This window comes from Parahaliea maris, from assembly GCF_008064665.1.
Classification (GTDB): domain Bacteria; phylum Pseudomonadota; class Gammaproteobacteria; order Pseudomonadales; family Halieaceae; genus Parahaliea; species Parahaliea maris.
Map to the genome: position 1 here is coordinate 368,906 of NZ_VRZA01000004.1, position 24,919 is coordinate 393,824.

Sequence of the window (24,919 nt, forward strand, 5' to 3'; positions counted from 1 at the left end):
CCGCTGCTCGCTACCCTTGTGGGCTTTGCCTGATCTTATGACGGAAGATGCGATGACAACCAATGGCACGAAATTCGAGGGGACCGATCGCTACGTAGCGACCGAGGACCTGCGCATGGCGGTGAACGCCGCAGTCACCCTGCAGCGCCCGCTGCTGATCAAGGGGGAGCCCGGCACCGGCAAGACCATGCTGGCGGAGGAAGTGGCCGACGGCCTGGGCAAACGCCTGATCCAGTGGCACATCAAGTCCACCACCAAGGCGCAACAGGGCCTGTACGAGTACGACGCCGTGTCCCGTCTGCGTGACTCCCAGCTGGGCGACGAGAAGGTCCAGGACATCGCCAATTACATCAAGAAGGGCAAACTGTGGGAGGCCTTCGATGCCGACGAGCAGGTGGTCCTGCTGATCGACGAGATCGACAAGGCCGATATCGAGTTTCCCAACGACCTGCTGGTGGAACTCGATCGCATGGAGTTCTTCGTCTACGAGACCGGCGAAACCATCAAGGCGAAGCACCGCCCGATCATCATCATTACCTCCAACAACGAGAAGGAACTGCCAGACGCCTTCCTGCGCCGCTGCTTCTTCCACTTCATCAACTTCCCCGATCGCGACACCATGCGCCAGATCGTGGATGTGCACTATCCGGGCATCGCCCAGGAACTGGTGCAGGAAGCGCTGGAAGTGTTCTTTGATGTGCGCGGCATTCCCGGGTTGAAGAAGAAACCCTCGACGTCGGAACTCATCGACTGGCTCAAACTGCTGATGGCCGATGACATTCCCGACGAACTGCTGAAGGAGCGCGACCCGACCAAGGCGATTCCGCCGCTGTACGGTGCGCTGCTCAAAAACGAGCAGGATGTGCACCTGCTTGAGCGACTGGCCTTCATGCACCGCCGGGAAAGCCGCTAGACCGGCATAGGCAGGACCTCATGCTGATCAACTTTTTTCACGGCTTGCGCGACGCCGGCGTTCCGGTCACCACCCGCGAACTGCTCGACCTCATGGAGGGCCTGAAGCAGCACGTGGCCTTCGGCAGTGTCGACGAGTTCTATTTTTTCAGCCGCACCTGCATGGTGAAGGATGAAAAGTACTTCGACCGCTTCGACCGCGCTTTCGGCCTGCATTTTCGCGACCTGGAACAACTCGACGACATCATCGAGGCACTGATTCCGGACGACTGGTTGCGCAACGAGTTCATGAAGAACCTGTCCGAGGAAGAGAAAGCGAAAATTGAGTCCCTCGGCGGCCTGGAAAAGCTGATCGAGGAGTTCAAGAAGCGACTCGAGGAGCAGAAGAAGCGCCACGAGGGCGGCAACAAGTGGATCGGTACCGGGGGCACTTCGCCCTTCGGCCAGCAGGGCTACCACCCGGAAGGCATTCGTGTCGGACCCAACGGCGGCAACAAGAAAGCGGTCAAGGTGTGGGACCGGCGCGACTTCAAGAATCTCGATGACAGCGTGGAACTCGGGACCCGCAATATCAAGGTGGCCCTGCGCCGCTTGAGAAAATTTGCCCGCACCGGCGCGGCGGACGAACTCGACCTGGACGACACCATCCGCTCCACCGCCCGCAATGCCGGGCTGCTGGATATCAAGATGGTGCCCGAGCGGCACAATGCGGTGAAAGTGCTGATTTTCTTTGACGTGGGCGGCTCCATGGATCCCCACGTCAAGGTCTGCGAGGAGCTGTTCTCGGCCGCTCGCACCGAGTTCAAGCACATGGAGTATTTCTACTTCCACAACTTCATCTACGAGAGCGTCTGGCGCAACAACATCCGCCGCCACAACGAGCGCACCTCGCTGCTCGACGTGATGCACAAGTACAGCCACGACTACAAGGTGATCTTTGTCGGCGACGCCGCCATGTCGCCCTATGAGATCGTCCAGCCCGGTGGTTCCGTGGAGCACTGGAACGAGGAGTCGGGCGAGGTGTGGATGCGGCGCCTGCGGGAAACCTACGAAAAAGTCATCTGGATCAATCCGGTTCCCAAGGAAGAGTGGGAGTGGACCCAATCCACCGCCATGACCAACCAGCTGCTGGAAGGCCACATGTACCCCCTGACCCTCAAGGGCCTGGAAGAGGGGATGGGTTACCTCTCCAAGTAACGCGTTGTGCGCCAGGGCGCCCTCTCGCTGCGACGGGCATGCTGTTGTCGGCCGTACCGACACAGTAAGCTGATACTTTTTAGTGCAGCGTACCCGAGCAGATTGGGGGAGCCTCTTGGTGAAATTGTTACGTAATGTGCTGGCCGGATTGGCCGGCCTCGTTCTACTGGTGCTGGTCGTACTGGCGTTTCTCATGTCCCGCACCGACGCCTGTCCCGAACAGCCCGAGATCTACGCTGGCGAGAACGGTATGCGCAGCGTTATTTCCCGCTGCTATGGCGGCCCTGACGTCCTGGAAACGGTTGTCGCCCCCATACCTGAGATCAAGAGTGACGAAGTGCTGGTGCAGGTGCGGGCCGCCGGCGTGAACCCGCTGGACTGGCATTATCTCCGGGGTGAACCCTATTTCATGCGTCTCGACACTGGCATTGGCAGCCCCGGCCGACACCAGCTCGGCGTGGATTTTGCCGGGACCGTGGTCGCGGTAGGCGCCGCTGTCGAAGACTACGCACCCGGTGACCGGGTGTACGGTGGCGCCAATGGCGCCTTTGGCGATTACCTCAAACGAAGTGACAAGGGATCCCTGGCCCACCTTCCCGACAACGTCGGTTACGCGGAGGCGGCCGCCGTCCCGATAGCCGCTGTCACGGCCTTACAGGCCCTGCGAGATTCGGGGCGGGTGAAGCCGGGTGACCGGGTCCTGGTGAATGGCGCTTCCGGTGGTGTGGGCACCTTTGCGGTACAGCTGGCCCGGGTAATGGGCGCTGAAGTGACCGGGGTATGCAGTACGCGCAACCTGGCAATGGTGCGCAGCCTGGGTGCCACGGAGGTCATCGACTATACGGTGGCGGATTACACGCGGTCGGGGCAGCAATGGGACGTTATTATCGACGCGGTGGGCAACCACGGCCCCCTCGTCAACCGGCAAGCGCTCGCCCCGGGGGGCACCCTGGTGATGGTGGGGGCCGGTAAGGGCAACTGGGTGGGGCCACTGGTCAATCTGGCCGTGGCGGTCGTTGCCTCGAATTTTATTGACGAGAACCTCAAGCCCTTCCTGGCGCACCTGAGAGGCGAGGACCTTGAATATCTCGCTGAGTTGATGGCCCGCGGTGAATTGTCGCCAGTGATCGACCGCCACTATCCCCTCGCTGAAGTCAGGGAGGCCATTGCCTACTCGGAATCCGGCCGGGCGCGGGGCAAGATTATTATCGATGTGAATCCGGCGGACGACTGACGCGTCGAATTTTTCAGCCCATCTGGCCCGCGTAGGCAATCAGGCTGGCCGTTACTGCAACGTTGAGGGACTCCACGCCGTTGCGCATGGGGATGGACAGGCTGCGGGTGGCCCGGGCCTGTACCGGCCCGGAGACCCCTTCGGTTTCGTTGCCCAGTACGTAAACGCAACCGCTATTTGGCCGGTACTCGAACAGGGACTCGGGTGCCTGGGCTGCCAGGGTGCAAACCTCCATGCCCTGTTGCCGGCACTCGGCGAGGATCTCGGGCAGAGAATCGCACAACAGCAGCGGCGCCCGGTAGAGGGTGCCGGCGCTGGCCTTGATCACCAGCGGGCCGAGGGCGGCATTGCCGCGGCTGGCGTAGAGAATCCCGTCGATGTCACCGGCGGCCGCCGAGCGGATGATCATGCCCAGGTTCTGTGGGTTGCTGATACCGTCAAGGGCCAGCAGGCGGGCTTTGGGGGGCAGCTCGGGGAGCGCTTCACTGGCCTGCCGGAACGCAGGGCAGATGACGTCGAGCGCGACCCCCTGGTCCTGGCGCCCGTTGCGCGATATCCGCGACAGGGCCTGGCGGTCGTGGTGTTTTACTTCAATGCCGCGTTGGTCGGCCAGTTCGCGAATCTCGCGGATGATGCCCTGTTCGCGATTGCTCTCGGCGAGGTGCAGGGCGTGGCACTGCAGACTGCTGTTCTGCAGTACTTCCAGCACCGGCTTGCGGCCGTACACGGTGAGTAAGCGATCGAAGAAGGCCTTGCGTTTACGGTAGGCCGGGTTGTCGGACATGGAGTGGAAAGCCCTAGACGCTGGCCTTGCCCATGGCGAGGGCGGTGACCCGGTCGGCGGATTCCTTCATCCGCGCGGCGATTTCCTCGATTTGCGCACCGGTGATCGGTTTGTCGATGGAGCCGGCCACAAAGCACATCACCGGCATGTCCCGATACACGCACACGGGTACGGCAATGGTGCTGACGTTATACTTCGCCTTGGGATCGATGCGATCCAGATGGTAGTGTTCGTCGCAAATATCGTGCTGGTACTTGTTGGCGGCGTCTTCGAGCTCCGTCAGGCTCCAGCTCTGGTGGATGCGTGACAACTCGGCGGTGAGCTCTTCCTCGGCCTTGGTTTTCAGGGTGACCTCGAAGCCACGGGCGCGGATGGCGATCACCGAGACCCGCAATTTCTGGTCCAGGCGCTCGTTGTAGCCGCCGCGGGACTCGTGGGCCCGGGTGAGCCAGGCTTCCAGGGCCTTGGCCGGGGAGAAGGCGGTAAAGCAGGCGGCGATCGGGGCGGTGTTGGGCAGCCGCAGGCCAAGCTGGAACGAGTCGATCAACGGTGTAGCGTGTCCGTACAGGGCGAGCAGCACCTGGTGCAGCTTGGAGCGAGCCGTCACCGCAAAACCGACTTTCAGGTCGTTCTGCAGGCCCTCCAGTTCCGGGCGGGCGTATTCCAGTACCGGAAACTGGGCGAAGGCGGCGTTGCCGGCGGCAATGATGGACGGGCCGAGCCGGTAGGCCTTGGTCTTCGGGTGTTGTATAAGGAAGCCGTAATTGGCCATCGTGGTCAGGATGGCGTGGCAGGTGGCCTTGTTGAGATTGAGGCGGCGAGTCATCTCGGTCAGGCCGAAGGCCTGGTGCGGGTTGGCCATCAACAGGTCCAGGATGGCTAGCGCGCGTGCTGTGGGTTGCGAGAATAGCGCCACTTCTTATTACCTCCGGGGCTTATTCGAATTTGCGGAACCGCGATTCTACATGATTCTGGCAGGGGGTGGCAGTCGCTGCCATCCCGGGCCTCAGGGAAACGATTATGGCCGGAAGCGGCGAACAACTGGAATTGCTGGGAACCTCCGGCTGCCACCTGTGCGAACAGGCGGAAGAAATTTTGCAGGCACTGCAGGCGGCAGGCTGCACGTTCAGTTACGAAGTAGTGGACATCGCCGATGACGATGTCCTGTTTGAGCGTTACGGTTTGCTGATACCGGTGCTGCGAAGCGGTAGCGAAGAGCTGCACTGGCCCTTCGAAGAGGCGGGGCTGCTGGCCCTGGTGGGCCCGCCCGTCTAGTCGCCGTCGCCGACGCGCACTGCCAGTACGTCGCAGGTGGCGCCGTGCAATACGCCGTTGGCCGTGGAGCCCATGAGCAGGGCGAGGCCGTAGCGGCCGTGACTGCCCACCACGATCAGGTCGGCGCCGATTTCCTCGGCGGCGCTGTGAATTTCGACTTCCGGGCGGCCAAGGACAATGTGCTGGCGTTCGGCGGAAATGCCGTGGGCGGTGCCGAAGGTGGCGAGTTGCTGGGTAGCCTGCTGGTGGATTTCGTCCTGGATGCCGGAAAAGTCCATCGGAATGTCGCCGCCGTAGGCAAAACTGAGGGGCTCGATCACGTGGATGAGGTGCATCTCGGCGGCATTGTCGCCGCCGATTGCCCGGGCTTTCTGGGCCACCTCGGCAGAATCTTCGCTGAGATCAACAGCGATCAGGATTTTCTTGTACGCGGTCATGATGTACTCCTAAGGTAGACTGCTCGGCGACTGCAAGGCCTTTATAGCATACTATGTCGCGCCATTCGCAAGTTGCAAGCGGGAGCCCGCCGGTTGACCTACCTCATTATCATATTCGTGATTGCCCTGGCGCTCGCGCCCCTGTCGCATTTCGTGCCGAGCAAGCAGCAGCGCAGGCAGGCCAGCCTGCGCGAGGCAGCGGCGGTCAGCGGGCTGTTTGTGGAGTTTCGTGAATTGCCCAACAGCAATGCGCCCGGAGCCAGGGGTGCGCGCACCGACAGTATCTATTACGGCCTGCGCCTGCGCCCCTCCCGGGGCCGCGCCAGGCGGCGCGGTGCCTGGCTTTGCGAGGAGGGGAGCTGGCGTGCTCTCGGGGAGCGGGCACCGGTTCCCGAAGCACTGCTGGGCATGCCGGAGGCGGTGCTGGCAGCCAGCGTCGACGAGGCCTCCTGTGGAATCTACTGGCGAGAGTCCGGGGACGTGGCTACAGTAGCCGAGATACAACGCCTGCTGGCCGAATGGGGGCAGCAGCTGACGGCCTGATCCGGGCTTTTTGCTTGACCCGGGCGGATCAGGCACTTATATATGCCCCTTTTTTCCCTTTGGGGCAGAACTGGAACAGCCCGGTACCCGGGTTCACAGGAGCATATGGGCAAATCACTCGTTATCGTTGAGTCACCAGCCAAGGCCAAGACCATTAACAAGTACCTGGGCTCCGACTTCATCGTGAAATCCAGCGTAGGTCATATCCGCGACCTGCCCACCGCGGGCAGTGGCGGCAAGGTCGATCCCAAGGAGAGGGCCGCGCAGGCCGCCCGCACCCGCAAGATGGACCCCGAAGAGAAGGCCGCCTACAAGAAGCAGAAGTCGCGCGAGCAACTGATCCGCCGTATGGGCATTGACCCGGAGCACGGCTGGAAGGCGGAGTACCAGATCCTGCCGGGCAAGGAAAAAGTGGTCGCCGAGCTGAAGAAGCTGGCAGCCAATTCCGATGCCATCTACCTCGCAACCGACCTTGATCGCGAGGGAGAGGCCATTGCCTGGCACCTGCGCGAGGCCATTGGCGGCGATGACGATCGCTTCCAGCGTGTGGTGTTCAACGAAATCACCAAGAAGGCCATTTCCGAGGCATTCGAGGACCCGGCCCATCTGGACTATAACCGGGTGAATGCCCAGCAGGCGCGGCGCTTCCTGGACCGGGTTGTCGGTTACATGGTATCCCCCCTGCTGTGGGCCAAGGTGGCTCGCGGGCTCTCGGCCGGCCGTGTGCAGTCGGTAGCGGTGCGCCTCATCGTCGAGCGGGAGAAGGAAATTCGCGCCTTCATCCCCGAGGAATACTGGGAAATTCACGCCGACCTGGCGCCCGCGGCCATCGAGCCCGTGCGCTTCCAGGTGGTGCGGCAGAAGGGCGAGAAGTTCCGCCCCAACGACGAACAGACCACCCGCGCCGCCGTTGCCGAACTGGAGCAGCAGGCCTACAAGGTCAGCCAGCGGGAGGACAAACCCACCCGCTCGAAACCGCCGGCGCCCTACATCACCTCGACCCTGCAGCAGGCGGCCAGTACCCGCCTCGGTTTCAGTGTCAAGAAGACCATGATGCTGGCCCAGCGCCTTTACGAAGCGGGCTACATCACCTACATGCGGACCGACTCCACCAACCTCAGCGACGAGGCGGTGGCGGCCTGCCGCAGTTATATCCAGGCTAACTTCCCGGCGAAGTACCTGCCCGAGAGCGCCAACCGCTACTCCTCCAAGGAGGGGGCCCAGGAGGCGCACGAGGCCATCCGCCCCTCCGAAGTCAACCTGCGCCAGACCGCGCTGCAGGGCATGGAGCGCGACGCGGAGCGCCTGTACGAGTTGATCTGGCGCCAGTTCGTGGCCTGCCAGATGCCGCCGGCGGAGTACCTGTCCAGCACCGTTACGGTGGCGGCGGGGGACTTCGAGCTGACCGCCAAGGGGCGGATCATCGTGTTCGACGGCTTCACCAAAGTGCAGCCGCCTGCGGGGCGCAAGGGCGAGGATGTGGTCCTGCCCGACCTGAAGTCCGGCGACGTGCTGGACCTCAAAAAGCTCGATCCGGCCCAGCACTTCACCAAGCCGACGCCGCGCTACGGTGAGGCCAGCCTGGTGCGGGAACTGGAAAAGCGTGGCATTGGCCGCCCCTCCACCTACGCTTCGATCATCTCCACCATCCAGGATCGCGGCTATGTACGCCTGGAAAACAAGCGCTTTTACGCTGAGAAAATGGGCGAGATCGTCACTGAGCGCCTGCAGAAAAGCTTTACCGAGCTGCTGGATTACGGCTTTACCTCCACCATGGAGGAACGCCTGGATGAAGTAGCCCAGGGCAGTCTCGACTGGCGTGAGTTGCTGGACCGTTTTTACGGCGAATTCAGCGAGCTGCTGGAACAGGCCGAAGAACCGCAGCCGGTGGGCATGCAGCCCAACGAGCCCACCATGACCGATATTCCCTGCAAGGTCTGTGGCCGGCCGATGCAGATTCGCACCGCCAGCACCGGGGTATTTCTCGGTTGCTCGGGCTATTCACTGCCCCCCAAGGAACGCTGCAAGCAGACGGTCAACCTGGTGCCCGGCGACGAGGCGATCCGCGAGGACGCCGACGACGAGGCGGAATCCCGCCTGTTGCGCAGCAAACACCGCTGCAAGATCTGCAACGCGGCGATGGACAGCTATCTCATCGACGAGCAGCGCAAACTCCATGTGTGCGGCAACAATCCCGATTGCTCCGGCTTCGAGGTCGAGCACGGCAAGTTCAAGATCAAGGGCTACGACGGCCCGACCCTGGAGTGCGACAAGTGCGGCTCCGAGATGCAGCTCAAGACCGGGCGCTTCGGCAAGTACTTCGGCTGTACCGCCGAGGACTGCAAGAACACCCGCAAGCTGCTGCGCAGCGGCGAACCGGCACCGCCCAAGATGGACCCTGTGCCCATGCCCGAACTGGCCTGCGAGAAAGTGGAGGACCACTACGTCCTGCGCGACGGCGCCGCGGGCCTGTTCCTCGCCGCCAGCCAGTTCCCGCGCAACCGCGAAACCCGGGCGCCCTTTGTCGATGAACTGCTGCCCCATCGCCAGGAGATCGACCCCAAGTACAGCTTCCTGTTCGACGCGCCGACCGTCGACAACGACGGCAATCGCACCCAGGTGCGTTACAGCCGCAAGACCAAGGAGCAGTACGTGATGACGGAAGTCGACGGCAAGGCGACCGGCTGGAAAGCGTTCTACAGCGGTAGCAAGTGGGACGTGGAAGAGGGCAAGTCCGCCAAGGCGACCAAGAGCAAGGGGCGCTCGAAGAAATGAGTTCCCCCCGGGGGCTGGCCAACCACCACCTCTACCTGGCCCGGCTGGTCCTCGCTGCCTGGCAGCGGGACAGCTCTGCCGGGGTCGTCCCCGCCAGCACCCTGGCCGCTGCCTTTGGCTCCGGCTGCCATCAGCACCTGCTGCGGGCCTACGGCTGGTTTCTATTGGCCGTCAGCGCGCCAGGGGAACTCCCGGCGGCACCGCCGACCCGCGTCGCCGACCTGGCGCCGCCCCCGGAAGGCAAGGCCGTGGCGGGTGAGATCCGTGAGTTCGAGCAACTGGAACGCAGTGGCTGGCTGGCCGATATGCTGGGCTGGGAATGCCCCGCGCCCGGTGCGACTCGCCGCAGCCCGGGCAACCTGGCCAGCACCGTGGAGCAGGCCACCGGCCCCGGGGAGTTCGCCGGCTGGGTAGACTCACTGGAATCCCGCTTCGCCCGCATGGCCGATTCCATGGATGAGTATTGAGGGTCTTTCCCCACCCGGGTGGTAACTCGACCGGCAGCGCTGATAGAATGAAGGCGCAGTTTGTAGCAAATGAGGTAACTGAGTGCCGACATCCGTACTGGAAATCGTCGATCTGGGCGACGGGGAAATAGTCCTGCAGCGCGCCGAGGACGATTCCGACCCCCTGGTTCGCATCCGCTTTTCCGATGAATCCCGCGTCTACCTGATGGATAACACCCTGGAAGTGGCCCGCGCCATGATCCAGGCGGGTATCGAGGCCGCCTCGAACCTGTCCACGGTGGACGAAGCGGAAGAAATCGAGCCCGATACCGCCCCCCGCGTACTTCACTAGGGGCGGCTGTTTGACGCCGCGGTTTAGAGACTGCGGCGCAGTACCCCTACGCTCAAACCCTCGATAGCGAACTGCTGTTCGCGAAGGTCGACCCTGATCGGGTCATAATCCGGATTCTCTGGCAGCAGTTCGAGCAAATGCTTGCTGGACGTGCGATGCAGGCGCTTCACCGTGACCTCGTCGTCCACCCGGGCCACCACAATTTCCCCGTTATTGGCCACCGGCGTGCTGTGTACCGCCAGCAGGTCGCCGTCGAAGATGCCCACGTCAATCATGCTGTCGCCCTGCACGGTGAGGAAATAATCCGCCCGCGGGCGGAAGAACTCCTGGGGCAGTTCGCAGTAGTCCTCGATGTGCTCCTGGGCGAGGATGGGGCTCCCGGCGGCCACGCGACCGACAATGGGAATGCCAGCTCGCTCGGGCAGGCGAATGCCGCGGGAGGCGCCGGGGATGATCTCGATGGCGCCCTTGCGCGCCAGGGCCTTGAGGTGTTCTTCCGCGGCATTGGCGGACTTGAAGCCCAGTTCCCGGGCGATGTCCGCCCGGGTCGGGGGGTAGCCCGTATCGCCGATGTGGGCGCGGATGATATCCAGTACCTGCTGTTGCCGCCGGGTCAGTTGTTCCATGGGCTCGTCCTCTGCGCTGCGCGAACTGTTTATATGTACAGGCCTGTGAGTATATACAGGCCCGGGGGAAGAAGAAACCCACCGCAAGGGGCTTGTTTACTTTGCCCCTGCGCTTCGGCTAGCGTGGGCGTCGCCGGGCTGAGAGACCCGGGCCTGGCGCCCGATCAGGCGAATTCACTGTACAGGGAACCCGCAACACCATGACTGACACCGCCACCAGGCTATTGCACCCACCTACCGCATATACCGACGTGCTGAAGGTCCGTTACAGCGACACAGATGCTCAGGGCCATCTGTATTTTGCCAATTACATGATCTACGCCGACGAGGTCGGGGGACACTACATGGAGTCACTGGGGATGACCGCCATGAACCCGCAGCAGGCACCGTGTTTCTTTTTCACGGTGAATATCAACTGCGACTTTGTGGGGGAGTGTGTTGCGGGCGACCGGGTGCGGGTCAGTGTGGGATACAACCGCCTCGGGCGTTCGAGTGCGGAAATGGGCTTTCAGCTGGCCAATGAGGGCTCGGGCGAGGTGCTGGCAGCGGGGTCGATTACCCAGGTGTTCGTTGACAAGGCGTCACGGCGTCCCTGTCCGGTACCGGCCCAGTATCGGGAGGCGATTCTTCGCGCCCAGCCGGAACTCGGGGATCAGGGGCTTTAATAATCCTCGACGCCGTACATGGTATCGGGCTCGATCATACTGACGGGGTTGTTCCAGTCTTCGGGGTGGTAGGGGGAATCGGGGTCCATGCCGTCATCGTCGTCCAGCTCAAAGGGCGTGCGCCAGTCTTCCGGGGCCTCCGCCTGGGCCAGGGTCAGCTGTCGCCAGGCGTCGAGATCGTATTCTGTGACCTCGCCGTCAAGGAATTGCGCTTCGATGGTCAGCGTCGACGGATCCCAGGCGACCACTTCGAACAACTCGTGTGTTTCCAGATCCTTGTACCAGCCACCGACTACGGGACTCAGCATTTTCATTGCAGTACACTCACGACCGTTCCAGATGTTGGGTGGATCAACATAACACCTCAGGCTGGCCTGTCCATTATGTGAAATTCGTCTAAAAATGCCTGCCGAAATAGCGCGTTGAACAGGATTAAAAGATTCTCTGCAAGATCATATGCTTGCGCCAGCTTTGAAAATTCCACTTCATCAAGGTGTGGTTTTTATATAGCTTGAGCGCTTTAAAATTCACTGAATACATAAAATCTTTGTCTAAAAATTGGCGTTAGCCTCTCGAATAAGGAGTACCCGGGGCCGGTGGACATGTTGAGCGAATGGATGGGTGACCTGAACGCCCTGTGGCAGGGCAGCGGCCCGCTGGTGGCGAGTGCCGTGCTGGTGCTGGGTGCACTGTGCGTACACCTGTTGCTCGGGGTGCTCGTGCGCAGGTTGCATCGGGCCGCGGCCCACAGCCAGAACCGCTGGGACGACGTGGTGATGAGCGCCCTGGAGCTGCCCCTGCGGGTCGTGCTCTGGGTGGTGGTGGTCTACCTGCTGCTCACCCTGAACTCCCTGGGTGAGAGCTGGCGTCAGCTGGTATTCGGGGCCTACGACACAGCCCTGGTCCTGTTGCTGGCCTGGTTCCTGCACCGGCTGGTCTATTACTCCGAGGAGGAACTGCTGCACGAGGACAGGGGCAGCAAGACCTCCACCGACAAGGCCACGGTGCACGCCATCGCCAAGTTGCTGCGCATCACCCTGTGGATCCTGGCGTCCCTGATGGCGCTGCAGAGTATCGGTGTATCGGTCTCGGGGCTGCTGGCCTTCGGCGGGGTCGGCGGCATCGCCGTGGGTTTTGCCGCCAAGGATTTGCTGGCCAACTTCTTCGGCGCCATGAGCATCTACCTCGACCGGCCCTTTGCCCCGGGTGACTGGATTCGCTCCCCGGACCGGGAGATCGAGGGTACCGTCGAGGAGATCAGTTGGCGCCTGACCCGCATCCGGACCTTTGACCAGCGCCCTCTCTACGTGCCCAACGCGGTATTCACCCAGATTGCCGTTGAGAACCCCTCGCGCATGCTCAACCGGCGCATCAAGGAGACCATCGGTATCCGCTACCAGGACAGCGCCGCCATGGAGGCGATTGTCGCCGAGGTGAAGGCCATGCTGGAGCAGCACGAGGAAATCGATACCGAGCGCACCCTGATGGTCAACTTCGTCAGCTTCGGTCCCTCGTCGCTGGACTTTTTCATCTACACCTTTACCAAGACTACGGTCTGGGCGGAGTACCACCGCATCAAGCAGGATGTGCTGCTGCGTATCCTGGCGATCATCCACGCCCACGATGCCGACGTGGCCTTTCCCACCCGTACGCTGCACCTGGAGCACAGTGAACCGGAGCCGGCGGCTGCCCCGGAGCCGGCTCGATGACGGGGCTGGCCATCATCGGCGGCACCGGCATTGCCGAACTCGACGGCCTGGTGGTTTACCGGGAGCACGCCGTGGACACGCCCTTCGGCGCGCCCTCCGGATCGATCCAGGAGGGCCGGCTGGGGGAGGCGGTGGTGTACTTCCTCCACCGGCACGGTGGCCCCGCGACCATTCCGCCACACCGCATCAACTACCGCGCCAACCTCTGGGCCCTGCACTCGCTGGGGGTGGGAGCAGTGGTGGGGATCAATGCCGTGGGGGGAATTACCGGCGAGATGCGGCCGGGGCGGCTGCTGATTCCGGACCAGCTTATCGATTACACCTGGGGCCGCGAACACACCTTCGATGACGGCTTGAGCGGTGAGTTGCTGCACGTCGACTTTACCGAACCCTATGACCGGGAGCTGCGCCAGGCTTTGATTGGGGCGGCGGATCAGGCCGCCATCGATTGCGAGCCGGGCGGGGTGCACGGTGTGATGCAGGGGCCGCGGCTGGAAACCGCTGCCGAGGTGCGCAGGCTGGCCCGGGACGGCTGCGACGTGGTGGGAATGACGGGGATGCCGGAAGCGGCCCTGGCCCGGGAGCTGGGCCTGCCGTACGCCTCGGTCTGTATGGTGGTCAACGCCGCCGCGGGGCTGGGGGATGTACCCCTGTCGCTGGCGATCATGCACCAGATCCTGGCGCGGGAAGCCGGCGCCGTGCGCAAGCTGCTGGAGACCCTGGTCGCGCGGCGCGCGCTACAGGACGCCCGGTAAGGCGCCCTCCAGCACCCCGGCTTCCTGCTCCAGGGCGGCCCTGGCTTCTGCTTCGGCCTCACCCAGCTGCTCCAGGGTTTCCTCCGACAGGGGGGTCAGCTTGACCACGACACCCAGCATCGGGTGATCCAGGTAGTGCACCTCGGTACTGCGCATGCGTCGGTGTTGCTGCAGCACAATGGCGTGGCGGTAGGGGTAGGGGGGCGGCAGCGCCCCGGGCGTCGGGTTCACCGCGATTTCTCCGGGTGACACCGCTTCACCGTCGGTCCACGCGGTGCCATCAAGTACCGCGTCCGCCCGCACCACGTATTCGCCAAATTCGTTCGGGTCGAGAGGTTCGACAATGCTCAGCGAGGCCGGGGCCAGCGGCGGGGCGGGCATGCGCCAGTCACCGGGCAGGTACTCGCCCTCGGTGTTCAGCCACAGATGGGTGTCGATGTGCAGAAAGCGGGATACGTAGATCCGTACACTGCCCTGCAGGCGCGGGTAGCTGGCCTCGCTGCCGGAGTCGTCGATGATGATGGCGCGGGCTTCGTTCTCGCCCGCCATGGGCTGCAGCCAGGCCTGGTGAAACAGCATCTGGTAACCGCCGCGCCGTTCCATGTAGGCGGCTTTGCCGCGGAATTCCTGCTCGGCGGCCGGGCGCACCACCCAGGGAGTCGGGCGCGGCGGCGGGGCGGGTTCCTCTTCGGGTAACAGCTCGCCGTCTGTTGGCACGGCTTCCCCGGGAAGCAGCGCCTGGTCGCCCCCCGGCTGCGCGTCGGGTAACGGCTCCGTTGTGGGCGCCGCCTCGCGGTAGGGAATATCCAGCGGGCCCTCGGTGAGCTCGGGTTCCTCCTCGATCTCGATATTCACGAACTCGATGGTCTGTTTGCCCTCGGGGCCGATGGTGCTGGTTACGGCCTGGTTTTCCCCGGCCGGGTGGGCGGCAATACGCGCTTCAACTTTTTCCGGATACACCAGGAAGCGATGCCGTTCGGGGTAGGCCAGCTCGGGCAGCGGGTCCCAGCGCTCAGCCGAAGCCGCCCCGGCGTTGCCCTGGGTGAAGATCATCAGTTCCACCCGGTACCAGCGCTGGCCGCTGTCCTCCTCGGGGACAAGCTCCAGTTGGGACCAGGCGGATTGGGTGGCCAGCAGGCCGAGGAGTGAGGCGAGGGCAGTCAGGCGTCGATTCATCAGGCGGCGTTATCCGTGGCGTCTGCGGCGAAATTGTCCAGTATTTGCTCGGCAAACTGCCGGCGTTGCTCGGGTTGCTCCAGCTCGCGTTTGAAGCGCAGCCGGGTGGCCCCCGCCAGTTGGTAACCGGTGGGGTCGGATTGCACCAGCTTCACCAGCGACAGGGGATTGACCCGGGTATTGTCGTTGAAATCGATAGTACCACCCTGCGTGCCCACCTCAATGGCGCGGATACCCAGGCGCTGGGCAGCGATGCGCAGGCGCGATACCTGTACCAGGTTGTCGACCTGCGGCGGCAACAGGCCGAAGCGGTCGATCATCTCCACCTGGATCTCCCGCAGGGCCTCATCGCTGTCGGCGGCGGCGATGCGCTTGTACAGCACCAGGCGGGTGTTGATGTCGGGCAGGTAGTCCTCGGGGATCAGCGCCGCCGTGTGCAGGTTCACCTCGGTGCCGGCGTCCAGCGGGGCGTCCACGTCGGGAATGTCGCCGCGGCGCAGGGCGGCCACGGCCCGTTCGAGCATTTCCATGTACAGGCTGAAACCCACACTGTGGATCTGGCCGCTCTGTTCGTCCCCCAGCAGTTCGCCGGCACCGCGTATCTCCAGGTCGTGGGTGGCGAGCAGGTAGCCGGCGCCCAGGTCTCCGGCCGCCTCGATCGCTTCCAGCCGCTTCTCGGCGTCCGGCGTAATCGCCGAGCGCGGCGGGCACAGCAGGTAGGCGTAGGCCTGGTGGTGTGAGCGCCCGACACGGCCGCGCAACTGGTGCAGCTGGGCCAGGCCGAACTTGTCGGCCCGCTCGATGATGATGGTGTTGGCGTTGGGTATGTCGATCCCGGTCTCGATGATGGTGGTGCAGAGCAGAATGTGATGGCGCTGGTGGTAGAAGTCCGACATCACCCGCTCCAGTTCGTGCTCGCGCATCTGGCCGTGGGCGACGGCGATCGACAGCTCTGGCAGCAGCTCACGCAGCTTGGCCGCGGTCTGCTCGATGGTCTTCACCTCGTTGTGCAGGTAATAGACCTGGCCGCCGCGCAGGGTCTCCCGCAGGACTGCCTCCTTGACCAGGGCGATGTTGTGCTCGCGCACGAAGGTCTTGATCGACAGGCGCCGGGCCGGTGGGGTGGCGATGATTGACAGGTCGCGCATGCCGCCCAGGGCCATGTTCAGGGTCCGGGGGATCGGCGTGGCGGTGAGCGTGAGGATATCCACCTCGGCGCGCAGGGCCTTGATGGCCTCCTTTTGCTTCACCCCGAAGCGGTGCTCTTCGTCGATGATCAGCAAGCCCAGGTCGCCGAAGGCGAAATCCTGGCCGAGCAGCTTGTGGGTGCCCACCAGGATGTCGACTTCGCCACTGCTGACCCGCTTGCTGACCGCGGCCAGTTCCTTGCCGGTCTTGAAGCGCGATACCACCTCCACATTGAAGGGCCAGTCGGCGAAGCGGTCGGCGAAGGAATTGTGGTGCTGCTGGGCGAGGAGGGTGGTGGGCACCAGCACCGCCACCTGCTTGCGGTTGGCGGCGGCGATGAAGGCCGCGCGCATGGCGACCTCGGTCTTGCCGAAGCCCACGTCGCCACACACCAGCCGGTCCATGACCCGGGGGCTCGCCATGTCGTCCAGTACCGCCTCGATGGCCGCGGCCTGGTCGGCGGTTTCCTCGAAGGGGAAGGTGGCGGCGAACAGGTCGTAGTCCGGGTGAGGGATGGTAAAGCTGTGGCCCTCGCGGGCCTCCCGCCGGGCGTACACTTCCAGCAGCTGGGCAGCGACGTCCGAGGCGCGCTCGCTGGCCTTGCGCCGGGCCTTGTCCCACTGGTCGGAGCCCAGTTTGTGCAGGGGGGCCAGCTCCGGGTCTGCCCCGGCGTAGCGGCTGATCAGGTGCAGGGAGGCTACCGGCACGTACAGGCGCGATCCCTGGGCGTAGTCCAGGGTCAGGAATTCGTTGACCTCGCCATCCACTTCCAGGGTCTGCAGGCCGACATAGCGGCCCACGCCGTGTTCCAGATGCACCACCGGTACACCTTCCCGTAGTTCCGAGATATCGCGGAAGATATTGGCGTTGCTCGACTCCTCCGCCTTGCGTCGGCGCCGGCGTTGGGCCACGCGCTTGCCAAAGAGCTGGGTTTCGCAGACCAGGGCGGGCAGGTCGGGCCCGAAGTACATGCCCCGGTCGAGGGGGGCGGTGGCAATGGCGAAGGGCTCGTTGCTGGCTTCGAACTCCGCCCAGTTACTGACGGCGACGGGCTTGAGGCCTTCCTGCTTCAGGCTGTCCAGCAGCATTTCCCGGCGTCCGGCGGATTCGGCGCACAGCAGTACCGGGGCCTGCTGGGATTCGATAAAGCGGCCGAGCCGCGCCATCGGCGCCTCGCGGCTCTCGCCCGCCGCCAGTTCCGGCGGCGGCAGGCTGGGGGCGCTCACGTGGACCGGGGCGTCCGGGTTCAGGCGCAACTCCAGCACCGCGCGCTGGCCCAGCAGGTGGTAGAGCTCCTCCACCGGGGTAAAGCAGCGGGTCGGGGGCAGCAGGGGGCGGCGGGGGTCGATGCCGTACTCCTCGAAGCGCTGGTTGGCCTCGCCCCAGAAGCGCTGGGCGGCGCCGTGGTGGTCGCCGACCGCCACCACCGGGGTGTCCTCGGGGAGGTAGTCCAGCAGGGTGCCGCACTGCTCGAAGAACAGGGGCAGGAAGTATTCGCAGCCGCCGGGGGAGCGCCCGGCGCTGACTTCGCTGTACACCGGGCAGGCGTCGTGGTCGACCTCGAAGGCCTCGTACCAGTTAAGCTGGAAGCGGCTGATGGCGCCGGGATTGAGCGGGTACTCCCGGGCCGGCAGCAGGTTGATGGCCTCGACTTTCTCTACCGTGCGCTGGGTCTCCGGATCGAAAGTGCGCAGGGTGTCCACCTCGTCGTCCAGCAGGTCGATGCGGAAGGGCGTGCTGGAGCCCATCGGGAAAATGTCCAGCAGGGAGCCGCGCAGGGCGAATTCCCCGTGCTCGTAGACGGTATCGACATTGCGATAGCCGTTGCGCTCCAGGTTCCGGCGAAAGGTGTCGACATCCAGGGTGTCCCCCGGGGCCAGCACCAGGCTGCTGCCGGCGATGTATTCGGTGGGCGCGATCCGGTGCATCAGGGTGGGCATGGGCACGATCAGTACCCCGCCGCGCACGGAGGGCAGGCGGTACAGGGTGCTCAGGCGCTCGGAAATGATGTCCTGGTGCGGGGAAAAACTGTCGTAGGGCAGGGTCTCCCAGTCCGGGAAGGCCAGTAACTCCACGCCTGCGGGCAAGAAGAAGGGCAGTTCCCGCTCCAGGGCCAGGGCGGCGCTGGTGTCTGGTGTCACTACCAGCAGCAGGCGTTCGGTGTTGGCCAGTTCCGCCACACAGCGTGCCTGTGCGCTCCCGTATAACGGCCCGATTGCCGTGCGGCTGCCGGGCTTGTCGGGCCAGGGGGTGGTGGCGAGCAGGGCGTGGAACATGAGCGAATCCGGTCGGCAGCAGTTACTGGGAGCCCCGCCCGCGGGCAGGGGGCGCTATTGTAAGGGGAAGGGAGCGGTCTCTCCACCCGCTGATGACACTCGGGGCCTTCCCCCGGCAAAAGCGCCCGGCTCGCCCGTGTGGCCTGACCTGAAGGGGTGTCGCCGGGGTGTAAATATGACCGCTCTGCCTTGCCCCGGCGGGGGTGGGCGAGGATAATACGCGCGCCCGAAACCCGACCCAATGCACTAAAGAAAGGTACACACAGTGAGCGAACGCAAGAGAGAGCGCCCGGCAGACTACTTCCGGGACTGGAAAGAGCGCGAAGCGCTGGCCGAAGGCATGATTCCCGTGGTGGGCAAGCTGGCCCGCGAGCACAACGTCAAATGCTACATTTACGGCAAATCACTGGTAAACCGCTCTGTGCTGGAGATCATGAAGGATCACCGCTACGTGCGTCAGGTGGAAGAGAACGAACTGTCCGAGTTTGAGACCTGGCCCGTGCTGCAGACCCTGAGCCAGCTCGACCTGGGTCCGGCCCATATCGACATCGGCCGCCTGGCGGTCAACTATTACGACCACGGCCACGGTGCCGGCAAGACCATCGAAGAGTATGTCACCGCCCAGGTGGAAGACCTGGTCGGCGCTACCGAGAAGCCGGTAGAAGAGCCCCGCGATGTGGTGCTGTACGGTTTTGGCCGTATCGGCCGCCTGATGGCCCGCATCCTGATTGACAAGACCGACGGTGGCGAGAGCCTGCGCTTGCGCGCCGTTGTCGTGCGCAAGGGCAAGGCCCCCAACGACCTGGTCAAGCGCGCCAGCCTGCTGCGTCGCGATTCCGTGCACGGTGCTTTTGAAGGCACCATCCGCGTGGACGAGGAGCACCAGTCCTTTGTGGCCAACGGCAACGAAGTCAAGGTGATCTACGCCGATTCCCCCGCCGAGGTGGACTACACCCAGTACGGCATCAAGAACGCCATCGTGGTCGATAACACCGGTGTGTGGCGTGACGAGGATGGCCTGGCCCAGCACCTCAAGTGCCCCGGCGTGAGCAAGGTGATCCTGACGGCACCCGGCAAGGGCGACATGAAGAACGTGGTTGCCGGTATCAACAACGACATCATTGCAGCGTCCGATACCATTATTTCCGCGGCGTCCTGCACCACTAACGCCATCGCGCCGCCGCTCAAGGCTATCGATGACGAGTTCGGCATTATCACCGGGCACGTGGAAACCGTTCACGCCTACACCAACGACCAGAACCTGATCGACAACTACCACAAGGCGGAGCGCCGCGGCCGCAGTGCGCCCCTGAACATGGTGTTGACCGAAACCGGCGCTGCCAAGGCGGTGGCCAAGGTGCTGCCGCAGCTGGAGGGCAAGCTGACCGGTAACGCGATTCGCGTGCCGACCCCGAACGTGTCCATGGCCATCCTGAACCTGACCCTGGGCCGGGCCACCGACAAGGAAGCCCTGAACGAGTTCATGCGCAATGCGGCCCTGCATTCGTCCATGCGCAAACAGATCGACTACTCGAATTCGCCGGAAGTGGTGTCCAGTGACTTCGTGGGCTCGCGCCACGCCTGCATCTACGATGCCCAGGCGACCATCGTCAACGGTACCCAGGCCGTGGTTTACTTGTGGTACGACAATGAATTCGGCTACAGCTGCCAGGTGTACCGGATTCTCGAGCAGATGGCGGGCATCAACTACCGGGTCTATCCCCGGGAAGGATGAGCTTTTCTCACGCTCTGAGAGAAAATCTGTTCTAAATCAAGCAGCTGCTCCCCCGAGATGGTGGCCATCCGGGGGAGCATTCCGCTATAATGCGCGCGGCTCGAATCCGGGCGGCTCATTTTGCCTGAAATTCAGGCGGGAATAGCTGACTGACGCGGATTTCTGCCGGCTGCGGTATGGCCGGTAAGACCAGTCGGGTCTCCAGTCGCTACACACTATTGTTCTCAATCTGCAGGCAGATCGTATGATCAAGATCAAGCGGGGCCTGGATATCCCTTTACAGGGTGCGCCCCAGCAAACTATTGAAAATGCCCCTGCCGCCCGCGCTGTAGCGCTGGTGGGCTTTGACTACGTCGGCATGAAGCCCACCATGGAGGTGGCAGTCGGCGACACGGTGAAAGCCGGGCAGTTGCTGTTCACAGACAAGAAAACCGAGGGCGTGCGCTACACCGCGCCCGCCGGCGGCACAGTGGCCGCCATCAACCGCGGCGCCCGCCGCGTGTTGCAGTCGGTTGTTATCGAAGTCAGCGCTGATGAGGCCTTCGAGAGCTTTGCCGCTCACGATGCCACGGCAGCCCGTGCCCTGGATGCCTCCGCAGTACGCGAGCAGCTGGTGCAGACCGGCCTGTGGACCGCGCTGAGAACCCGCCCCTTCAGCAAGGTGCCTGCCACCGATAGTGAAGCGGCTGCGCTGTTTGTCACTGCCATCGATACACAGCCCCTGGCGGCTGACCCCGCTGCGGTCATCGCCGACCAGGCAGAGGCCTTTGGACTGGGCCTGGACCTGCTGGCCAAGCTGACCGGCGGCAGCCTCTACCTGTGTAAGGCTTCAGGTGCCAATATCCCTGCCGGTAGCGCCAGCAATATTGAAGTGGCCGAATTTGCCGGTCCGCACCCTGCGGGCCTGGCCGGGACCCATATCAACCTGCTGCGCGGTGGTGTCAGCGCCGAGAAGCCGGTCTGGACCATTGGTTACCAGGACGTGATCGCCATCGGTCGCACCTTCCTCGATGGCAAGCTCTACACCGACCGGGTGATCGCCCTGGCCGGTCCCCAGGTGGAACAGCCCCGTCTGCTGCGCACCCGCCTCGGTGCCGACCTGCAGGCCCTGTGCGCCGGCCAGCTGAAGGACGGTGAAAACCGCGTGATTTCCGGTTCTGTTTTGGGTGGTCGCACTACCCATGCGCCCACCGCCTACCTCGGCCGCTACCACAACCAGGTATCGGTACTGCTGGAAGGCCGTCAGCGCGACTTCATGGGCTGGCTCTCTCCGGGTGCCAACCGCCACTCCAGCCTCGGCATCTACCTGAGCAGCCTGTTCGGCAGCAAGCCGCTGGCCATGACCACCAACACCAACGGCTCCGAGCGCGCCATGGTGCCGGTGGGCAGCTACGAGCGGGTTGTGCCCATGGACATGCTGCCGACTCAGCTGCTGCGCGCGCTGATCGTCGGCGATACCGAGACCGCCCAGAAGCTGGGTTGCCTCGACCTGGACGAGGAAGACCTCGCCCTGTGTACCTACGTTTGCCCCGGCAAGTACGAGTACGGTCCCATCCTCAGGGACAACCTGACGCGTATCGAGAAGGAGGGTTAAGACGTGGGACTGCGCAAAATTCTGGACAACATGGAACACCACTTCCACGAAGGTGGCCGCTACCAGAAGTGGTACGCCCTTTTTGAAGCGGTGGATACCATTTTCTATTCCCCGGGCTCAGTGACCAAGAGCAGTGCCCACGTGCGCGACGGTGTCGACCTCAAGCGCATCATGATCACTGTCTGGTTCTGCTCCTTCCCGGCCATGTTCTACGGCATGTACAACCTGGGCTTCCAGGCCAATGACGTCATCGCCGCCACCGGTGCGGAAGTGGGCGGTTGGCGTGGCAGCCTGATCGCGGCCTTTGGCGGTTACGATCCGGCCAGCATCTGGGACTGTTTCTGGTTCGGCGCCCTGTACTTCCTGCCGATCTACTTCGTGACCTTTGTGGTGGGCGGCTTCTGGGAAGTCCTGTTCGCCATGAAGCGCGGGCACGAGGTCAACGAAGGTTTCTTCGTGACCTCCATCCTGTTCGCCCTGACCTGTCCGCCGGATATCCCCCTGTGGCAGGTGGCCCTGGGGATCAGCTTCGGTGTGGTGATCGGCAAGGAAGTGTTCGGTGGTACCGGCAAGAACTTCCTTAACCCGGCCCTGACCGGCCGTGCCTTCCTGTACTTTGCCTACCCGGCCTCCATGTCTGGCGATGCCGTGTGGACGGCGGTAGATGGCTACACCGGCGCTACCCCGCTGTCGGTAGCGGCCGCCCAGGGTATGACCGCGGTGCAGGAACAGTGGACCTGGATGGACGCCTTCCTCGGCAGCATCCCCGGCTCCATTGGTGAAACTTCCACCCTGGCCATCCTGATGGGTGGTGCAGTACTGCTGCTCATGCGGATTGCCGCCTGGCGCATTGTTGCCGGCGTTTTCCTGGGCATGGTGGCACTGTCCACGCTGCTCAACTTTGCCGGCTCCGATTCCAACCCGGCCTTTGCCATGCCCTGGTACTGGCACCTGGTCACCGGTGGTTTCGCCTTCGGCATGATGTTCATGGCGACTGATCCCGTATCGGCGGCCATGACCAATGGCGGCAAATGGGCCTTCGGTATTCTCATCGGTGTGATGACCGTGTTGATCCGGGTGATGAACCCGGCCTTCCCGGAAGGCATCATGCTCGCCATCCTGTTCGGTAATATCTTCGCCCCGCTGATGGACCATTTCGTGGTCCAGGCCAATATCAAACGGAGGCTCGCCCGTGTCCAGTAACGACGGCATCAAGAAAACACTGATCGTCGCCTTCTCCCTGTGCATCGTGTGCTCCGTGGTGGTGTCGACCGCCGCGGTGGTACTGAAGCCCGTCCAGGAGGTGAACAAGACCCTTGACCGCAAGCGCAACATTCTCGCCGCGGCGGGCATGCTGGAGCAGGGCGTGTCGGTAGAGACGCAGTTCGAACAGGTCGAATCCCGTATCGTCGACCTGCGCACCGGCAAGTTCACCGACGAGGTCGACCCCAAGACCTTCGATGCGCGCAAGGCGGCCAAGGACCCCTCGATGTCCGAGACCCTGTCTGCCGAAGCCGACATCGCCAAGATCAAGCGCCGCGGCGACTACGCCGAGGTGTACCTGGTGAGCAGCGCCAGCGGTGATCTCGAGAAGATCATCCTGCCGGTCCACGGCTACGGCCTGTGGTCCACCCTGTACGGCTACATGGCGCTGGAGTCCGACCTCAACACCGTCATTGGCCTGGGCTTTGCCGAACACGGCGAAACCCCCGGGCTCGGCGGCGAAGTCGACAACCCCAGCTGGAAAGCCAAGTGGCCCGGCAAGAAGGTGTACAAGGACGGAGAGGTTGAACTCGGCCTGATCAAGGGCACCGTAGACCCGTCCAGTGCCAATGCCGCCTGGCAGGTCGACGGTCTGTCCGGTGCGACCCTGACTTCCAACGGGGTCAGCAACCTGGTGCAATTCTGGCTGGGTGAGCAGGGCTACCAGCCCTTTATCGAAAACCTGAAAGCCGGGGAGGCCTGAGATGTCTGAAGTAAAGGAAACGCTCACGCAGCCAATCCTGCGGAACAACCCGATCGCCCTGCAGATCCTCGGGATCTGCTCGGCCCTGGCGGTGACCACTTCGCTGCAGGTGACCGTGGTGATGTGTATCGCGCTGACCAGCGTGACGGCCTTCTCCAACCTGTTCATCTCCATCATCCGCAAGCACATCCCGGGCAGCATCCGCATCATCGTGCAGATGACCGTGATCGCGTCGCTGGTGATCGTGGTGGACCAGGTACTCAAGGCCTACGCCTATGAGATCAGCAAGCAGCTGTCGGTATTCGTCGGCCTGATCATCACCAACTGTATCGTGATGGGTCGCGCCGAAGCCTACGCCATGAAAAACCCGCCGATTCCGAGCTTCCTCGACGGTATCGGCAACGGCCTGGGCTACAGCGTGGTCCTGCTGGTGGTCGGCTTCTTCCGCGAACTGTTCGGCGCCGGCAAGCTGTTCGGCTACCAGGTGCTGCCGGTAGTGACCGAAGGCGGCTGGTACAACCCCAACGGCCTGATGCTGCTGGCCCCCAGCGCCTTCTTCCTGATCGGCCTGTTCATCTGGGCCCTGCGCAGCTGGGACAAGAGCCAGGTGGAAGCACCTGACTACAAGATTGCCAAACACACTGCTGTCGAGGAGGCCGCCTAAATGGAACACTTTCTGAGCCTGTTTATCCGGGCCGTGTTCATCGAGAACATGGCGCTGGCCTTCTTCCTCGGCATGTGTACCTTCCTGGCGATCTCCAAGAAGGTGGAAGCGGCCCTGGGCCTCGGTATAGCCGTGGTTGTGGTGCTGACCATTACCGTGCCGGTCAACAACCTGATCTACCACTACCTGCTGGCCGACGGCGCCCTGGCCTGGGCCGGTATGCCGGAGGTGGACCTGAGCTTCCTGGGCCTGCTGTCCTACATCGGCGTGATCGCTGCCATCGTGCAGATCATGGAGATGTTCCTCGACAAGTACGTGCCGGCGCTCTACAACGCCCTGGGTGTGTTCCTGCCGCTGATCACCGTGAACTGCGCCATCATGGGTGCCTCCCTGTTCATGGTGGAGCGTGACTACACCTTCGGCGAGAGTGTGGCCTTTGGCTCCGGTGCCGGTGTCGGCTGGGCGCTGGCCATTGTGGCCCTGGCGGGTATTCGCGAGAAGCTGAAGTACTCCGATATCCCCGACGGCCTGCAGGGTCTGGGTATCACCTTCATTACCGTGGGCCTGATGTCGCTGGGCTTTATGTCCTTCGGCGGTATCGACATCTAAC

24 protein-coding genes are annotated in these 24,919 nt (G+C 63.4%); 17 read left to right on the top strand and 7 right to left on the bottom strand.

The features are described from left to right. The first annotated feature begins 52 nt into the window (after positions 1 to 52). The 3 genes from FV139_RS13505 to FV139_RS13515 all read left to right on the top strand — a co-directional run bounded on the left by FV139_RS13505 (position 53) and on the right by FV139_RS13515 (position 3,343). Positions 53 to 913: an AAA family ATPase gene (locus tag FV139_RS13505; protein WP_148068970.1), complete on the top strand. Its 861-nt coding sequence runs from the start codon at positions 53 to 55 to the stop codon at positions 911 to 913. 20 nt (positions 914 to 933) lie between these two features. Continuing rightward, on the top strand, positions 934 to 2,109 hold the full coding sequence (locus tag FV139_RS13510; RefSeq protein ID WP_148068971.1) for a vWA domain-containing protein: 1,176 nt from the start codon (positions 934 to 936) through the stop codon (positions 2,107 to 2,109). A gap of 118 nt (positions 2,110 to 2,227) precedes the next feature. Continuing rightward, the gene (locus FV139_RS13515) at positions 2,228 to 3,343 is read left to right on the top strand and encodes an NAD(P)-dependent alcohol dehydrogenase (RefSeq protein WP_213004120.1); all 1,116 of its coding nucleotides are present in this window, start codon (positions 2,228 to 2,230) and stop codon (positions 3,341 to 3,343) included. Between the two features lie 13 nt (positions 3,344 to 3,356). Here FV139_RS13515 and FV139_RS13520 read toward each other — a convergent pair whose 3' ends face one another. Next, on the bottom strand, positions 3,357 to 4,127 hold the full coding sequence (locus FV139_RS13520; RefSeq protein WP_148068972.1) for a TrmH family RNA methyltransferase: 771 nt from the start codon (positions 4,125 to 4,127) through the stop codon (positions 3,357 to 3,359). 13 nt (positions 4,128 to 4,140) lie between these two features. After that, the gene (locus FV139_RS13525; RefSeq protein ID WP_148068973.1) at positions 4,141 to 5,043 is read right to left on the bottom strand and encodes an IclR family transcriptional regulator; all 903 of its coding nucleotides are present in this window, start codon (positions 5,041 to 5,043) and stop codon (positions 4,141 to 4,143) included. Positions 5,044 to 5,147: 104 nt separating this feature from the next. Here FV139_RS13525 and FV139_RS13530 point away from each other — a divergent pair, with 104 nt between their 5' ends. Then, the gene (locus FV139_RS13530; protein ID WP_148068974.1) at positions 5,148 to 5,402 is read left to right on the top strand and encodes a glutaredoxin family protein; all 255 of its coding nucleotides are present in this window, start codon (positions 5,148 to 5,150) and stop codon (positions 5,400 to 5,402) included. Here the strand turns inward: FV139_RS13530 and FV139_RS13535 are convergent. Next, entirely contained in the window at positions 5,399 to 5,839 is a 441-nt protein-coding gene (locus FV139_RS13535) for a universal stress protein (protein WP_148068975.1), read from the bottom strand. The two genes, FV139_RS13530 and FV139_RS13535, sit on opposite strands and share 4 nt — an antisense overlap. A 93-nt stretch (positions 5,840 to 5,932) precedes the next feature. Between FV139_RS13535 and FV139_RS13540 the strand changes: the two genes are divergently transcribed. The 4 genes from FV139_RS13540 to FV139_RS13555 all read left to right on the top strand — a co-directional run bounded on the left by FV139_RS13540 (position 5,933) and on the right by FV139_RS13555 (position 9,955). After that, positions 5,933 to 6,382 carry a hypothetical protein gene (locus tag FV139_RS13540; protein ID WP_148068976.1) on the top strand — a complete coding sequence of 150 codons (450 nt, stop codon included), beginning with the start codon at positions 5,933 to 5,935 and terminating at the stop codon, positions 6,380 to 6,382. A gap of 105 nt (positions 6,383 to 6,487) precedes the next feature. Then, complete coding sequence (gene topA, locus FV139_RS13545; RefSeq protein ID WP_148068977.1) at positions 6,488 to 9,157, top strand: type I DNA topoisomerase; 2,670 nt, start codon at positions 6,488 to 6,490, stop codon at positions 9,155 to 9,157. Continuing rightward, positions 9,154 to 9,624, top strand: a complete 471-nt coding sequence (locus FV139_RS13550) for a DUF6586 family protein (protein WP_148068978.1) — start codon at positions 9,154 to 9,156, stop codon at positions 9,622 to 9,624. The genes topA and FV139_RS13550 overlap by 4 nt, the downstream gene beginning before the upstream one ends. A gap of 82 nt (positions 9,625 to 9,706) precedes the next feature. Continuing rightward, the gene (locus FV139_RS13555; protein ID WP_148068979.1) at positions 9,707 to 9,955 is read left to right on the top strand and encodes a hypothetical protein; all 249 of its coding nucleotides are present in this window, start codon (positions 9,707 to 9,709) and stop codon (positions 9,953 to 9,955) included. A 23-nt stretch (positions 9,956 to 9,978) separates the two neighbouring features. Here FV139_RS13555 and lexA read toward each other — a convergent pair whose 3' ends face one another. Continuing rightward, positions 9,979 to 10,581: a transcriptional repressor LexA gene (lexA, locus tag FV139_RS13560; RefSeq protein WP_148068980.1), complete on the bottom strand. Its 603-nt coding sequence runs from the start codon at positions 10,579 to 10,581 to the stop codon at positions 9,979 to 9,981. A gap of 200 nt (positions 10,582 to 10,781) precedes the next feature. Here lexA and FV139_RS13565 point away from each other — a divergent pair, with 200 nt between their 5' ends. Continuing rightward, positions 10,782 to 11,246: an acyl-CoA thioesterase gene (locus FV139_RS13565; protein WP_148068981.1), complete on the top strand. Its 465-nt coding sequence runs from the start codon at positions 10,782 to 10,784 to the stop codon at positions 11,244 to 11,246. On the opposite strand, the gene FV139_RS13570 is transcribed toward FV139_RS13565, so the two are convergent. Beyond that, the gene (locus FV139_RS13570) at positions 11,243 to 11,554 is read right to left on the bottom strand and encodes a DUF6763 family protein (protein WP_235898652.1); all 312 of its coding nucleotides are present in this window, start codon (positions 11,552 to 11,554) and stop codon (positions 11,243 to 11,245) included. The two genes, FV139_RS13565 and FV139_RS13570, sit on opposite strands and share 4 nt — an antisense overlap. 294 nt (positions 11,555 to 11,848) lie before the next feature. Between FV139_RS13570 and FV139_RS13575 the strand changes: the two genes are divergently transcribed. After that, positions 11,849 to 12,955, top strand: a complete 1,107-nt coding sequence (locus FV139_RS13575) for a mechanosensitive ion channel family protein (RefSeq protein ID WP_148068983.1) — start codon at positions 11,849 to 11,851, stop codon at positions 12,953 to 12,955. Then, positions 12,952 to 13,710, top strand: coding sequence for an S-methyl-5'-thioinosine phosphorylase (locus FV139_RS13580; protein ID WP_148068984.1), 759 nt, complete (start codon positions 12,952 to 12,954; stop codon positions 13,708 to 13,710). Before FV139_RS13575 ends, FV139_RS13580 begins: the two co-directional genes overlap by 4 nt. Here FV139_RS13580 and FV139_RS13585 read toward each other — a convergent pair. Together FV139_RS13585 and mfd are read right to left on the bottom strand one after the other, a co-directional pair. After that, positions 13,693 to 14,886, bottom strand: coding sequence for a CsiV family protein (locus FV139_RS13585; protein WP_148068985.1), 1,194 nt, complete (start codon positions 14,884 to 14,886; stop codon positions 13,693 to 13,695). The two genes, FV139_RS13580 and FV139_RS13585, sit on opposite strands and share 18 nt — an antisense overlap. Continuing rightward, positions 14,886 to 18,350 (bottom strand): transcription-repair coupling factor, encoded by a 3,465-nt coding sequence (gene mfd, locus FV139_RS13590; RefSeq protein WP_148068986.1) that lies wholly within the window; start codon positions 18,348 to 18,350, stop codon positions 14,886 to 14,888. Before mfd ends, FV139_RS13585 begins: the two co-directional genes overlap by 1 nt. Positions 18,351 to 18,615: 265 nt before the next feature. On the opposite strand from mfd, the gene FV139_RS13595 reads away from it, so the two are divergent. From FV139_RS13595 to nqrE, 6 genes are all read left to right on the top strand, one after another. Next, entirely contained in the window at positions 18,616 to 20,085 is a 1,470-nt protein-coding gene (locus FV139_RS13595; RefSeq protein ID WP_148068987.1) for a glyceraldehyde-3-phosphate dehydrogenase, read from the top strand. 244 nt (positions 20,086 to 20,329) lie between these two features. Next, positions 20,330 to 21,679, top strand: coding sequence for a Na(+)-translocating NADH-quinone reductase subunit A (locus FV139_RS13600; protein ID WP_148068988.1), 1,350 nt, complete (start codon positions 20,330 to 20,332; stop codon positions 21,677 to 21,679). Between the two features lie 3 nt (positions 21,680 to 21,682). Continuing rightward, positions 21,683 to 22,882 carry an NADH:ubiquinone reductase (Na(+)-transporting) subunit B gene (locus tag FV139_RS13605; protein WP_148068989.1) on the top strand — a complete coding sequence of 400 codons (1,200 nt, stop codon included), beginning with the start codon at positions 21,683 to 21,685 and terminating at the stop codon, positions 22,880 to 22,882. Beyond that, positions 22,872 to 23,645, top strand: a complete 774-nt coding sequence (locus tag FV139_RS13610) for a Na(+)-translocating NADH-quinone reductase subunit C (protein ID WP_148068990.1) — start codon at positions 22,872 to 22,874, stop codon at positions 23,643 to 23,645. The genes FV139_RS13605 and FV139_RS13610 overlap by 11 nt, the downstream gene beginning before the upstream one ends. Before the next feature lies 1 nt (position 23,646). Further along, a complete protein-coding gene (locus tag FV139_RS13615; protein WP_148068991.1) occupies positions 23,647 to 24,309 on the top strand; it encodes an NADH:ubiquinone reductase (Na(+)-transporting) subunit D in 663 nt (220 codons plus the stop codon). Then, a complete protein-coding gene (nqrE, locus tag FV139_RS13620; RefSeq protein ID WP_148068992.1) occupies positions 24,310 to 24,918 on the top strand; it encodes an NADH:ubiquinone reductase (Na(+)-transporting) subunit E in 609 nt (202 codons plus the stop codon). The last annotated feature ends 1 nt before the right edge of the window (position 24,919 follow it).

Excerpts from the sequence above, each read along its gene's own strand:
- FV139_RS13505 (WP_148068970.1), top strand. The coding sequence starts at position 53 with ATGACAACCAATGGCACGAAATTCGAGGGGACCGATCGCTACGTAGCG.
- FV139_RS13600 (WP_148068988.1), top strand. The coding sequence starts at position 20,330 with ATGATCAAGATCAAGCGGGGCCTGGATATCCCTTTACAGGGTGCGCCC.
- FV139_RS13510 (WP_148068971.1), top strand. The coding sequence starts at position 934 with ATGCTGATCAACTTTTTTCACGGCTTGCGCGACGCCGGCGTTCCGGTC.
- nqrE (WP_148068992.1), top strand. The coding sequence starts at position 24,310 with ATGGAACACTTTCTGAGCCTGTTTATCCGGGCCGTGTTCATCGAGAAC.
- mfd (WP_148068986.1), bottom strand. The coding sequence starts at position 18,350 with ATGTTCCACGCCCTGCTCGCCACCACCCCCTGGCCCGACAAGCCCGGC.
- FV139_RS13550 (WP_148068978.1), top strand. The coding sequence starts at position 9,154 with ATGAGTTCCCCCCGGGGGCTGGCCAACCACCACCTCTACCTGGCCCGG.
- FV139_RS13565 (WP_148068981.1), top strand. The coding sequence starts at position 10,782 with ATGACTGACACCGCCACCAGGCTATTGCACCCACCTACCGCATATACC.
- FV139_RS13580 (WP_148068984.1), top strand. The coding sequence starts at position 12,952 with ATGACGGGGCTGGCCATCATCGGCGGCACCGGCATTGCCGAACTCGAC.
- FV139_RS13570 (WP_235898652.1), bottom strand. The coding sequence starts at position 11,554 with ATGCTGAGTCCCGTAGTCGGTGGCTGGTACAAGGATCTGGAAACACAC.
- FV139_RS13585 (WP_148068985.1), bottom strand. The coding sequence starts at position 14,886 with ATGAATCGACGCCTGACTGCCCTCGCCTCACTCCTCGGCCTGCTGGCC.
- lexA (WP_148068980.1), bottom strand. The coding sequence starts at position 10,581 with ATGGAACAACTGACCCGGCGGCAACAGCAGGTACTGGATATCATCCGC.
- FV139_RS13575 (WP_148068983.1), top strand. The coding sequence starts at position 11,849 with ATGTTGAGCGAATGGATGGGTGACCTGAACGCCCTGTGGCAGGGCAGC.
- FV139_RS13530 (WP_148068974.1), top strand. The coding sequence starts at position 5,148 with ATGGCCGGAAGCGGCGAACAACTGGAATTGCTGGGAACCTCCGGCTGC.
- FV139_RS13520 (WP_148068972.1), bottom strand. The coding sequence starts at position 4,127 with ATGTCCGACAACCCGGCCTACCGTAAACGCAAGGCCTTCTTCGATCGC.
- FV139_RS13535 (WP_148068975.1), bottom strand. The coding sequence starts at position 5,839 with ATGACCGCGTACAAGAAAATCCTGATCGCTGTTGATCTCAGCGAAGAT.
- FV139_RS13615 (WP_148068991.1), top strand. The coding sequence starts at position 23,647 with ATGTCTGAAGTAAAGGAAACGCTCACGCAGCCAATCCTGCGGAACAAC.
- topA (WP_148068977.1), top strand. The coding sequence starts at position 6,488 with ATGGGCAAATCACTCGTTATCGTTGAGTCACCAGCCAAGGCCAAGACC.